The following is an 11,603-nucleotide window of genomic DNA, read 5'->3' on the forward strand; positions in this document are numbered from 1 at the left end:
TCACGCCGCCGTCTTGTGCTTGGCGGTCAGGATCAGGTAGCCGAGGCCGTCCACCTTGGCATTGAAGGTCGACGTCACGACGGTCGTGGTCTGGTCCTCGACGATCAGCGCCGGGCCGGCCACGGTCATGCCGGGCGCGAGGTCCGTGCGGGCATGGATGGCGTAGTCGGCATCGCGCTGCAGGTCGGGATCGAACACCACGCGGCTGTCGATCGGCGCGGCGGTGCCGGCACCCGACGCGGCCTCCACCGGTTCCGGCGCCGGCGCGATCGGGGCGGCGACGGTCAGGGTCCAGGACAGGATCTCCGGCTCCACGTCGGGGATCGTGCGGCCGTAGAGCTTGGCGTATTCCGTCTCGAAGGACTTGCGGATCGCGTCGCCGTCGGCGGCGGTCAGGTCGCCTTCCGGCAGCGGCACGGTGATCTCGTGACCCTGACCCGAGTAGCGCATATAGGCGACCCGGGTCTCGGACAGCTCGACCCCGGCGGCCGCCGCGCTGACGATGGCGCGGGCCTCGTCCGACATGCCGGTCAGCAGCGCGTTCACCGAGCCGGCGTCGAAGTCGGAGAGCAGCAGGTAGCGGCTGCGCACCACCTCGTAGGAGACCGGGGCGCGCAGGAAACCGATGGCCGAGCCGACGCCGGCGCCGGTCGGCACCACGATGGTATCGATCGCCAGCTTCTCGGCCAGCCGGGCGGCATGCAGCGGCGCGGCGCCGCCGAAGGCGATCATCGCGCGGGCGGAGATGTCCTTGCCCCATTCGATGGCATGGACGCGGGCGGCGTTGGCCATGTTCTCGTCGACGATCTCGGCCAGCGCGAAAGCGGCGAGCCGGCCTTCCAACTGCATCGGCGCGCCGACATCGGTCGCCACCGCCTTCTCGGACGCGGCCACGTCAAGCGCCACGGAGCCGCCGGCGAAGCGGGCCGGATCGACCTTGCCCATGACCACGTCGCCGTCGGTCACGGTCGGCCGCTCGCCGCCGCGGCCGTAGCAGGCCGGGCCCGGCTCGGAGCCGGCACTCTCCGGGCCGACCTGCAGCCGGCCCATGCTGTCCACATGGGCGATGGAGCCGCCGCCGGCACCGATCTCCACCATCTCGATGGCCGGGATGCGCACCGGCAGGCCGCTCCCCTTCATGTTGCGGTAGACCCGGGCCACCTCGAAGGTGCGAGTCATCTGCGGCGCGTAATTGTCGATCAGGCAGATCTTCGCCGTGGTGCCGCCCATGTCGTAGGAGACGACGTTGGCGAGGCCGCATTCCTTGGCGATCTCGGTCGCCAGGATGGCGCCGCCGGCCGGGCCGGACTCGACCAGCCGGATCGGGAAGCGCACGGCGGTATCCAGGTCGGTCAGGCCGCCGCCGGACGTCATCAGCAGGAACGGGCAGCCGAAGCCGCGCGACCGCATCTCGTCCTCCAGCTTGCGCAGATAGCCGGCCATCTTCGGCTGAACATAGGCATTGGCCGAGGCGGTGGACTGGCGCTCGTACTCGCGGATTTCCGGGCAGACCTCGCAGGACAGGGTGATCGCCAGGTTCGGCCGCGCCTCGGCGATGATCTCGGCCACCCGCGTCTCATGGGCCCCGTTGGCGTAGGAGTGCAGCAGGCCGATGGCCACCGCCTCAACCCCGTTCGCCTCGAACTGCGGCAGCAGCGCGCGCACGCTGTCCTCGTCGAGGTCAATGAGCACCTCGCCGCGGTAGTTCATGCGCTCGCGCACCGACCAGCGCAGGTAGCGCGGGACGATCGGATCCGGCCGGTCGATGTTGATGTCGTACTGCTCGAACCGGTTCTCCTGCGCCATCTCCACGGAGTCCCGGTGACCCTCGGTGGTGATCAGCGCCGTCTTCGCCCCCTTGCGCTCGATCAGCGCGTTGGTGGCCAGCGTCGTGCCGTGGATGATCAGGGTCACGTCGCCCGGCGCGATCCCGGCCTCAGCGACGGCTTTCTCCACCCCGTCGATCACCCCCTGCTCCGGCGCCCGCGGCGTGGTCAGGACCTTGGAGGTGACGCGGCGGCCGTCGGCGGCGGGGTCGCCGATCTCGAGGGCCACGTCGGTGAAGGTGCCGCCGACATCGACGGCAAGACGAACGGACTGGGGGTTAGCGCCCATGGCAGACAATCGATCCTGAGTTTGCGGTGCAGCATTTTGGAAGAGAAGGATCGTTCCCACGATTGGACGCCACGTCAACGCCTGTATGCGCGAGAAGCGTCCCTAACGTCGATTTGGAGGTCTTTCGGCCGCCGCGCATGTGGGGCTAGACTCCTTGCCGACCCCGCCCGTTTCCCGGCGCCCGCCTCCCCGGCTGCCGCGCCCCACAGAATGGAGTTCCCCATGAGCGGTCCGTCCGCCCCCGGCACCACCGTCATCCGCAACGCCGCCTGGATCGTCGCCTGGGACGCCAAGGAGAGCCGCCACGTCTACCTGAAGGGGGGAGACGTGGTCTTCGCCAACGGCGTGGTGACCCAGGTGGGCGGCCGCTATACCGGCGAGGTCGATGTGGAGATGGACGGCTCCGAGCGCATGGTGATGCCGGGCCTGGTCAACATCCACTCGCACCCGACCAGCGAGCCGCTGCGCAAGGGCGTGACCGACGAGATCCGCAGCCCCGGCTTCTTCCATTCCTCGCTCTACGAGTTCCTCACCATCTTCGAGAACGACCCCGAGGGGCTGGCCGCGAGCCTGCGGGTCGCCATGGCCGAGCTGCTGACCAGCGGCGTGACCACTGTGGTCGACTATTCCTTCCCGTTCGACGCCTGGCTCGACGTGCTGGCCGAGTCCGGCATCCGCGCCTGCGTGGCGCCGATGTTCAAGGACGCCAAATGGTACACCAATGACGGCCACCAGCTTCAGTACGACTGGGACGAGACCGGGGGCGGACGGGCCGGGATGGAAAAGGCGATGCGCACCATCGACCTCGCCAACCAGCACCCCTCGGGCCGCCTGATGGGCATGATGGCGCCGGCGCAGATCGACACCTGCTCGGCCGACCTGCTGCGCGACAGCTTCGACTACGCCAAGGAACGGAACCTGCCCTGGCAGACCCACGCCGCCCAGTCGGTGAACGAGTTCCAGGAGATGATCCGCCGCCACGGCCGCACCCCGGTGCAGTGGATGAGCGATATCGGCGTGCTGGGCGAGCACGCGATCATCGGCCACGGCATCTTCCTCGACCATCACCCCTGGGTGCACTGGTCGACCCGCGAGGACCTGCGCCTGCTGGCCGACAGCGGCACCACCGTCGCCCATTGCCCGACCGTGTTCATGCGCCGCGGCATCACCCTGCGCACCTTCGGCGGCTATGTGCGCGAGGGCATCAACATGGGCATCGGCACCGACACCTATCCGCACAATTTCCTGGAGGAGATGCGCAACGTCGCCACGGTGGCCCGCACCATCGCCGAGACGGTGGACGACCTGAACACCTCCGACATCTTCAACGCCGCCACGGTCGGCGGGGCCCGGGCCTTGCGCCGCGACGATATCGGCAAGCTGGCGGTCGGTTGCCGCGCCGATCTGGTCTGCGTCGACCTGACCGCGCCGTCGATGATGCCGGTGCGCGAGCCGATCCGCTCGCTGATCTATGCCGCCACCGACCGGGGCATCCGCGACGTGTTCGTGGACGGCAACCAGGTGGTGAAGGACGGCGCGGTGACGACCATCGACCTGCGCGCCGCCCTGGACGAGCTGCAGGCCGCACAGGAACGCTCGTTCTCCAGCATCCCGACCCGAGACTGGGCCGGCCGCACCGTCGACCAGATGGCCCCGATGGTGTTCGAGACGCGGGAGAGCCTGTGAGGCCTTAACCCAGCCCTTCGCGTGATCCCCGGCCCTTCGACACGGCCCCCGGCTAACCGCCGGGGTCCTGCTCGGGGCGAGGTCGAAGGGCGAAATTTTAGACCTCGCCCTGAGCAGCCCCCGGACTTGATCCGGGGGCGTGTCGAAGGGCCTCTACACGAAGAATGCCCCAAAAGGCGCCCGCAAGAGGCGCTCCGCGATAAAACCCCTGGGAGGAACCACCGCATGGCCCGCGTTCCGTATCTCACGCCGGACGACCTCGCGCCCGAGGACCAGGATCTGCTGAAGCGACCGATCACCCTGCACCGGGCGCTGGCGAACAGCCCCGGCATGGCCCGCGCCTTCGGCACCATCGGCGGCCATATCCGCTACGGCAGCGGCCTCGATCCTCGGCTGCGCGAGCTCGCCATCATCCAGGTCGGCTACCTCACCCGCAGCCCCTACGAATACTCCCACCACTGCCGCCTCGGCGTAGAGCAGTTCGGAGTCAGTGCCGAGGACATCCACGCCATCAGCCGCGAGACCGAGGCCGAGTGCAGCGGCGGCTTCCCCGAGCTGGAGACCGCCGTACTGCGCGCCGCCCGCGAGATGGTCACCGAGATGGCGGTCACCGACACCGCCTACGCCACCCTGGAAGCCGGGATCGACCGGGCGGATCTGGTCGACCTCATCGTCACCATCGGCTTCTACTGCGGGGTGGTTCGGATCCTCGCCAGCCTGCAGATCGACGTGGAGGACGACTACGCCCCCTGGCTGGAGCAGTTCCCGCTCCCGGCCTGAACCACAAGAACACGATCAACCGGGAGGAACGGGCATGCGCCTGAAGGACAAGGTCGCCATCGTCGTCGGCGGCGGACAGCAGCCGGGCGAAACCCTGGGCAACGGCCGCGCCGTCGCCCTGCGCTTCGGACAGGAAGGGGCCATGGTGCTGGTCGTCGACAAGGACCTGGCCTCGGCGCAGGACACGGTCGCGATGATCGCCCAGGATGGCGGCACCGCCTCCGCCTTCCAGGCCGACATCACCGACGAGGAGAGTTGCCGCGCCATGGCGGCCGCCTGCGTCGAGCGCTACGGCCGGATCGACATCCTGCACAACAATGTCGGCATGTCCTTGGGCGACCGGCCGACGCCGGAGATGGACATGGAGGTCTGGGACCGGCTGTTCGACATGAACCTCAAGGGCATGGTCATGACCTGCAAGCATGTGCTGCCGGTCATGCGCGACCAGCGCTCGGGCGTGATCCTGAACGTCTCCTCCACCTCCTCGATCAGCGGCCGGACGGAGCCGACCGCCCGCAGCGGCGTCGCGTACAAGACCAGCAAGGGGGCGGTGAACACCCTCACCCACCATCTGGCCGTCGAAAACGCCGAGTTCGGCATCCGCGCCAACGCCATCCTGCCGGGTCTGATGGACACGCCGATGGCGATCGAGCGCCGGGCGCGGGAGCGCAACATCGACCGCGAGGAGGTCCGCCGGGAGCGCAACGCCCGCGTCCCCCTGCTCGGCCGCATGGGCTCCGCCTGGGACGTGGCCAATGCCGCCCTGTTCCTCGCCTCCGACGAGGCGGGCTACGTCACCGGGCTGATCATGCCGGTGGATGGCGGCCTGACATCGGTGCGCGGATAGGCCGGCGCAGCCCCCTGTCGGCCGCCGGCACAACCCAGTTGTGCATCCGCGTCCGCCCTCGGTGACCTTAGCGGGAGAAGGGGTGACATCCGCTCGGGAGTGTGGTCGCGTTGCGGTCGACGACGACCGTCAACGCCGGATCTCACGACGTGGGGCAGGACCGCGACCCGGCGCGGCGGCACAGGAGAATGCGCTTGGTAGACCGCACCGTCGACCCCGACTGGGTCGAGCCGACCGACGCGGAGCTTGATGCGGCCGCCACCGCGATCATCGAGGGCTGTCCGCCGAGCCGCCTGAGCGCCGACTGCCTCGCCTGCTTCTTCGCGACCTCGCCGGACACGCTCGAGAACACGAAGCTGAGCTTCCTGTTCTCCTACTGGCAGAAACACACCGACCCGCAGACCGGCCGCCAGAACCGGGCGGAGTTCGACATGCTCACCCTGCTGCCGGCGGTGGGCAATATCATGATCCTCGACGTGCTGCGCGACGGCTTCGACGCCCGCTACCGGCTCTACGGCACCGGCGTGGCGGCCCATGCGGGCCGCGACTGGACCGGCGAGAGGGTCTCGGACATGAACCGGGTGACCCGGAACAACCTGGCGCTGATGTATCGCGCGATCTACCTCGCGGCCTATCGGGCGCGGCGCCCGATCTACAGCCTTCACCGCTCGCCCGACTGGGTGAGCGCGAAATGCTGGCGCCGCGTCGTCCTGCCGATGACCTACGAGGGCGAGGTCTGCTCCCAGTTCATTGTCGGCAACATCCCGGTCGATCCGTTCAACCTCTCCCGCGAGGACCAGGCGCGCCAGCAGGCGCGGGTGCGCAAAAAGACCACGGAGTAGACGCGAGACTCTCCTGTACCGGCCGTCGGGGCGTCGGTGTACCGTCGCACGACCAACCGGGAGGGCGCATCGCATGACCTGGATAAACACCGTCCCCTACGAGGACGCCACCGGCCGCCTGAAGACCCTGTACGACCGGGTGAAGGGGCCGGGCGACAACGTCGACAACATCATGATGGCGCATTCGCTGCGGCCGCACTCGATGGAGGGGCACATGACCCTCTACAAGTACGTGCTGCACCATGCGGCCAACACGGTGCCCAAGCATTTCCTGGAGACCATCGGCGTGCAGGTCAGCCTGCTGAACGGCTGTTCCTACTGCGTGGAGCACCACTTCCAGGGGCTGCGCCGGCTGCTCGCCGACGACGACCGGGCGAACGAGATCCGCGGCGCGCTGGAGGCCGGCGATTTCGCCCCCGCCTTCGACAGGAAACACCGGGCCGCCCTGCGTTATGCCGAGCACCTGACCCGCGATCCGGCGACCATGACCGCCGATATGGTGGAGGAGATGCGGTCGGTCGGCTGGGACGACGGCGAGATTCTGGAGATCAACCAGGTCACCGCCTATTTCGGCTACGCCAACCGCACGGTGTTGGGCCTCGGCGTGAACACCGAGGGCGACATCCTCGGCCTGTCCCCGGGCGACAACACGGACCCGGACAACTGGCAGCACGGGTAGGGGCAGTCACTTCCCTACCTTACCCCAAACCGACTTCCCGGACGGAACCCCGGCCTTGCGCCGGGGGTCGATCCGGGACCCTGACGCGGCGGCGTCGGTGCATGATCCTGGACAGTGCTCCGCACTTCCAGGAAGTCGAGTATGGGATGGGGGGGGGTGGATTTCCCCTACGCCAGCACCTCTGTAGCCGGACCGCAGGTTTTGGAGTCCGGGACAGCAGGTTTTGTAGCACATGCATTCTCCACGGCCGGTAGCTCGCACTTCATCGGTTCGTCACGATCAGCTCTCGCCTCCGGACGTCGGCAGCTGCGGGGTTGATCGTGTAGGACAGCTCGACCTCGAGCAAGCGCCGGCGGCCGAATAGCTCTCGCGCCTGGTCGCAATCGTTGATGCTGAGAACGAACGCCCCGGCCAGGCCTTCCAGGTGGTCGGCTATGCGGCGATGGTCGACGGCCGAGAACAGCTCCGCTCCATAGTCGTCCTCGCACCCGATGTAGGGCGGGTCCAAGTAGAACAGGGTGTAGGGCCGGTCGTAGCGGGCTAGGAAGGCTCCCGCGTCGAGACGCTCGATCACCACGCCTTCGAGGCGCTGGTGGACCCTCCTCAGCAGCCGCATGACCCGGCTTGGCTGGAAGCGCGCAGGGGAACCGGGGTCGACACCGAAGGTCCTGGACGTGGCCTTGCCTCCGAATCCCGCATACTGGAGGTAAAGGAACCGGGCAGCCCGCTCGATGTCCGTGAGGCTCTCCGGATCCTGTCGGGCCAGGCGCTCAAACTCGGCCCTGCCCATCAGCTTGCCTGACAGCTCCTCGGCCAGAGCTGCAGGGTGTCGCTGCGCGATGCGGAACAGGTTCACGACGTCGTCGCTCGCGTCGTTGATCACCTCGGCCGCCGCCCGTCTCGGCCGCCGCATGAAGACGCCGCCCATGCCTATGAAGGGCTCGGCATAGCATCGGTGCGGAATCCTCAGGATCTCTTTCACGATGCGGCCGGCGAGCGCCCGCTTGCCGCCAAGCCAGGGCGCGAGGCCCTGAAGCACGTCCACTTCGTCTTGGAACAATCTCGGAGTCGACTCCATCGCTGTACCTTCCTACGCTCGCCGTTCCCCCGCGCGGGGAGGGCGGGACCGGCGACCTGGTTGTCCATGGCGGCCGGTGTATCCGGTGCGGGGGTCCATCCCGCGGCTCGGGCTGTTAGCGCAGCCCGTCCCCCGCCCGGAAGCGGGGGCAGTATTTAAACGGCGTTCAAATGCAGTCGATGGACCGTTTAAACGCCTTCCGGCGGCCGTTACGGCCAGCCTGCCATGATGTCGATGGCGGTCAGATCAGCCTGGGTTTCGGCGTCGTCCACCTCTCCATAGAGACTGTTCTCATTCTCTTGGCAGGCGGCAACGTGGTCCTCGATCGCCCGAAGCATGTCTGTTGCGATCGCCGCCGTCAGGGTCACCCGAGCCTTGCCGCGAGTGACGACGGGGATGGTGCCAGCCGAATTGGTGCGGGTGATCTTGGCGATTGCCCGATCAAGTTCGACCGCTGCCTCGTGTGTCGTTGAGACTTCGACGTCGAATCCACCGATCGACGCGGTCGTGCCGCCATTTCGCCGACGACGGAACTCCTCGGTGATCGCCTCTTTCAGCACTGCCTTCCGCTCGGCCAACGGCAGAAACTCCAAGTGATAGGAGCGGCCGACATGCTTCAGCTCAGCGTCGATCGACATTTCCGGCGTCTGTCCGAGGGTTTGGCCAAGGCCCGGTGTTGGAGGCGGGAGATCTACCACTGGCCAGTAACCGACACCGTCTAGGTCCGGATAGGTACTCGCGAACAAGCTAAGGTCCGTCAACGTGTCGAGAGCTAGACCGACAAGGAAGTCGGGCAATGCGCCAACTTCCCCAACGCTTGTAGGCCCGGACAGCTCCACTCTTTGCCAGTCGGTCATGTCAGCCTCAGATCAGTTTAAAGGAGCCAGCGCCGGTGAACGTGACGATCTTGTACAAGCCGTCATTTGCCACCGAAAAACTTCCAGTAGCGACAAGCGTTCCTTCCGATGCCAGGAAGCGAACGATGACAACACCGGAACCACCGGTTTGGCCGTCGTCGTAGCCTGTTGAGCCGCCACCCAAACCGCCATTACCTGAGTTATTGGTGGCGCCGGGAAATGACGGGCCCCCATTCGTCACGCCAGCCTGTCCGCCAGCGGCGTAGGTTACAGGTGATCCTGTGATGGATGAGCTTCGCCCCGGCCCGGCAGCGGTTCCGCCCCCGTTTGTACCGCCTGCGCCAGCCCCGCCTGGGCCAGTTGAACCAAAGCCGTAGCTTGCAGAGTTGAATTTGACCGATGACGATGATCCGGTGATACAGCCGCCACCCGAACCGCCGTCAAAGCCGCTGCCGTTTCCTGTTCCCGCCCCACCCGGCGTATACGGAGCGCCACCACCACCGCCGCCGTTAACGGCCCAACGAAAGGCGAACGTTGCCTCTCCGCTCTCGCCGCGTTGCGCCACATTGCCGGCAGCGGAAGTCGTGGCACCGCCCCGTCCGCCCAGACCCGGCCTGATTGGGTAATCGACGCCTTTTTGAATGGTGAATGGCGTAGTGATTTCAAGAAACTCACCACCGCCGCCTCCAGCGCCGATGGCGCCTACATCAACAGACCCTCCTCCTCCTCCGCCGCCGCCGCCAACAAGGAGCAGCGCAGCAATCGTTGCCAGCGCAGCACCACGCACCGCCTTTGAGTAACCTGGCGGCGTCCCGGACGGCCTTCCCCCGGCTGGCTGCATCGGGTGCGCCATCAGAAGTCGTGCCCCTCGGCCACGATCACGACGCCGCCGCCGAGCGCGACGGCGATGGTAGCGCCGAGCACCGCGTCTGCCGGCAGATCCAGGAACGTGTACTGATCCTCCGGATCGATAACGGTAACCCGCCCGGCATTAGCCGTTGTGTTGGTGACAGTGTACGCCGGGATGAGGGCATCGAGGCGCGGAAGATAGGTCCACGTTGATCCCTCGTCGGTCGACAGAAAGAACCGAACCGCCGTCGCCGTCACCGTGGCCCGCGCCCCGGCGTAGAGGCCGGAAATGCGCCGGCCGTTCGCTCCAGCCGTGGCAACGGTCGTAATCGCGCCAGTGCCATCCGTCGCGGTGTTGGCCGAGGTGATTGCCGCCGTCTCGATCTTCGGGACCTGCGGCCAGGCGGGCGTGTTGGTCAGTGCCATGATGTTATCTCCTCTCTCAGCTAAGTGCGTAGGCGATGCCGGCGATCAGACCGAGATTGACCGAGATGGTGCGCGTCTCGTTGCCGCCTTCGTTTTGAGTGGCCATGTCGATGCCGGCGCCAGGTAGGAGCGCCTCCTCCAGGTGCTTCGGTGTGTCGTCATTGGCGGACACTCTCACGCCGTTCACGGCCGCCGCCGCATCGGTCGCCGACTGCTCGGCCTTGGCCGCGTGGTGCTTGGCCGAGTAGCGTCCCGCTTCGACCTCAGTGTCTTCGTCGGCGTCCGCCCACTGCTCAGCTTTGTCGCGGGCCGTACCCGCTGCACTCGCAGCGCCGGCAGCGGCTATTGCCGAGAGGCCGGCCGCGTCGGCGGCGTCCGATGCGTCAGAAGCATCGCCGCTGGCAGCCGTCGCCTTCGTCGCGACCTCGCTTCCGACGACGCCGAGCGCCTCGGCCAGGGCCGGCAGGTTCTCGGTGTGTCCGTCGTTGCCGAAACCACCGGGGTTGGCGTCGGTCTTGGACCCAGAGTTCCAATATCCGGCCAGGAGCCGGCTGATCGCTGTCGCAAAGTCGATAGCCATGCTGATCTCCTATCCCTGCATTTCTTCAAAGCGGAGCGTGACCGACCAGTCGCCGGTTTCGTCGACCTGGCGCGGCGGGCTCACCACGGTCATGACGGCGGGGAAAACCTCCCGAAACTCGTGCACCAAGTCGGTTCGATCCGGGTCAAAGACGATCGGGTGCTCGTCATCGAGCAGGGCGCGGTCGTAGATCGCCATGGCCTCGACCTTGGTCAGAGACGAGAAGCTGACCGTGTGCACGCGGGCGTTGGTACGGCGTGACTTGATCACCCGGCCGCCGGTGGTGACTTCTTCCTGAGTGCGCCGGCCGATGGCCAGCTCTCGGCCCCAATCGTAGGTCCAGCCAGGTGTCAACGCGGCGGTCGCTGCTAGGTATCCGATGTCGAAGTCCTTGCCAGCTTCGGCGACATCGCGGACGTCCAGCTCGACCAGAATACTGTCCGGCGAGCAGAAGAGCGGAAACCGGATCGGTTTATGGCGGGCATAGCCCTGGATGTCCTTGAGGCGCGGCTTTCCCGTGTACCAATTGCTTTGTTCGAAGGGCAGCGACGACGTCGGGTAGATGCGCCCGAAGATGTCGTGCCATCCGATCTGCTGCAGCGTGGTCTCCCCCTCGTAGCAGGTGACTCTGTAGCGACTGTCGAGCAGTGCTGTGTGACCGCCGATCAGGAGATCGGTCAGATACACCTTGCGGTCGAAGGTGATCAGGAACTGGCTCGCCTCGAGGTCGGACGGATCGGCGCACCGTGCCGGTTTGCTGACAATCCGGGGATCCAGGACGTTGTCGAGCGTGCCGCCCCAGCTGCCGCCGGACAGGGTGGCGTCGAGCGCCAGGTTGTCGAGGAGGATACGACCTGTCGTCAT

General features: G+C 67.0%; 12 protein-coding genes. 5 read left to right on the top strand and 7 right to left on the bottom strand.

Annotated features, from left to right (window positions below; genetic code table 11):
- Positions 1–2,115 carry a hydantoinase/oxoprolinase family protein gene (locus T8K17_RS01705; protein ID WP_322332811.1) on the bottom strand — a complete coding sequence of 705 codons (2,115 nt, stop codon included), beginning with the start codon at positions 2,113–2,115 and terminating at the stop codon, positions 1–3.
- A gap of 222 nt (positions 2,116–2,337) precedes the next feature.
- Between T8K17_RS01705 and T8K17_RS01710 the strand changes: the two genes are divergently transcribed.
- From T8K17_RS01710 to T8K17_RS01730, 5 genes are all read left to right on the top strand, one after another.
- Positions 2,338–3,801, top strand: a complete 1,464-nt coding sequence (locus tag T8K17_RS01710; RefSeq protein ID WP_322332812.1) for an amidohydrolase family protein — start codon at positions 2,338–2,340, stop codon at positions 3,799–3,801.
- Between the two features lie 225 nt (positions 3,802–4,026).
- Positions 4,027–4,581, top strand: a complete 555-nt coding sequence (locus tag T8K17_RS01715) for a carboxymuconolactone decarboxylase family protein (protein WP_322332813.1) — start codon at positions 4,027–4,029, stop codon at positions 4,579–4,581.
- A 34-nt stretch (positions 4,582–4,615) separates the two neighbouring features.
- Positions 4,616–5,428 (top strand): glucose 1-dehydrogenase, encoded by an 813-nt coding sequence (locus tag T8K17_RS01720; RefSeq protein ID WP_322332814.1) that lies wholly within the window; start codon positions 4,616–4,618, stop codon positions 5,426–5,428.
- Positions 5,429–5,622: 194 nt separating this feature from the next.
- A complete protein-coding gene (locus tag T8K17_RS01725; RefSeq protein WP_322332815.1) occupies positions 5,623–6,270 on the top strand; it encodes a hypothetical protein in 648 nt (215 codons plus the stop codon).
- Between the two features lie 73 nt (positions 6,271–6,343).
- A complete protein-coding gene (locus T8K17_RS01730; protein WP_322332816.1) occupies positions 6,344–6,949 on the top strand; it encodes a peroxidase-related enzyme in 606 nt (201 codons plus the stop codon).
- A gap of 262 nt (positions 6,950–7,211) precedes the next feature.
- Here the strand turns inward: T8K17_RS01730 and T8K17_RS01735 are convergent, their stop codons facing one another.
- From T8K17_RS01735 to T8K17_RS01760, 6 genes are all read right to left on the bottom strand, one after another.
- Complete coding sequence (locus T8K17_RS01735) at positions 7,212–8,009, bottom strand: DNA adenine methylase (RefSeq protein WP_322331227.1); 798 nt, start codon at positions 8,007–8,009, stop codon at positions 7,212–7,214.
- A 227-nt stretch (positions 8,010–8,236) separates the two neighbouring features.
- A complete protein-coding gene (locus T8K17_RS01740) occupies positions 8,237–8,884 on the bottom strand; it encodes a hypothetical protein (RefSeq protein WP_322331226.1) in 648 nt (215 codons plus the stop codon).
- Between the two features lie 7 nt (positions 8,885–8,891).
- Entirely contained in the window at positions 8,892–9,671 is a 780-nt protein-coding gene (locus T8K17_RS01745) for a glycine-rich domain-containing protein (protein ID WP_322332817.1), read from the bottom strand.
- 65 nt (positions 9,672–9,736) lie between these two features.
- On the bottom strand, positions 9,737–10,159 hold the full coding sequence (locus T8K17_RS01750) for a hypothetical protein (protein ID WP_322332818.1): 423 nt from the start codon (positions 10,157–10,159) through the stop codon (positions 9,737–9,739).
- 16 nt (positions 10,160–10,175) lie between these two features.
- Positions 10,176–10,739, bottom strand: coding sequence for a hypothetical protein (locus tag T8K17_RS01755; protein WP_322331223.1), 564 nt, complete (start codon positions 10,737–10,739; stop codon positions 10,176–10,178).
- Positions 10,740–10,748: 9 nt separating this feature from the next.
- Positions 10,749–11,603, bottom strand: coding sequence for a hypothetical protein (locus tag T8K17_RS01760; protein WP_322332819.1), 855 nt, complete (start codon positions 11,601–11,603; stop codon positions 10,749–10,751).

Origin of the sequence: Thalassobaculum sp. OXR-137, assembly GCF_034377285.1 — a bacterium.
GTDB lineage: Bacteria > Pseudomonadota > Alphaproteobacteria > Thalassobaculales > Thalassobaculaceae > Thalassobaculum.

Excerpts from the sequence above, each read along its gene's own strand:
- T8K17_RS01730 (WP_322332816.1), top strand. The coding sequence starts at position 6,344 with ATGACCTGGATAAACACCGTCCCCTACGAGGACGCCACCGGCCGCCTG.
- T8K17_RS01720 (WP_322332814.1), top strand. The coding sequence starts at position 4,616 with ATGCGCCTGAAGGACAAGGTCGCCATCGTCGTCGGCGGCGGACAGCAG.
- T8K17_RS01705 (WP_322332811.1), bottom strand. The coding sequence starts at position 2,115 with ATGGGCGCTAACCCCCAGTCCGTTCGTCTTGCCGTCGATGTCGGCGGC.
- T8K17_RS01755 (WP_322331223.1), bottom strand. The coding sequence starts at position 10,739 with ATGGCTATCGACTTTGCGACAGCGATCAGCCGGCTCCTGGCCGGATAT.
- T8K17_RS01750 (WP_322332818.1), bottom strand. The coding sequence starts at position 10,159 with ATGGCACTGACCAACACGCCCGCCTGGCCGCAGGTCCCGAAGATCGAG.
- T8K17_RS01740 (WP_322331226.1), bottom strand. The coding sequence starts at position 8,884 with ATGACCGACTGGCAAAGAGTGGAGCTGTCCGGGCCTACAAGCGTTGGG.
- T8K17_RS01710 (WP_322332812.1), top strand. The coding sequence starts at position 2,338 with ATGAGCGGTCCGTCCGCCCCCGGCACCACCGTCATCCGCAACGCCGCC.
- T8K17_RS01715 (WP_322332813.1), top strand. The coding sequence starts at position 4,027 with ATGGCCCGCGTTCCGTATCTCACGCCGGACGACCTCGCGCCCGAGGAC.
- T8K17_RS01760 (WP_322332819.1), bottom strand. The coding sequence starts at position 11,603 with ATGACGACAGGTCGTATCCTCCTCGACAACCTGGCGCTCGACGCCACC.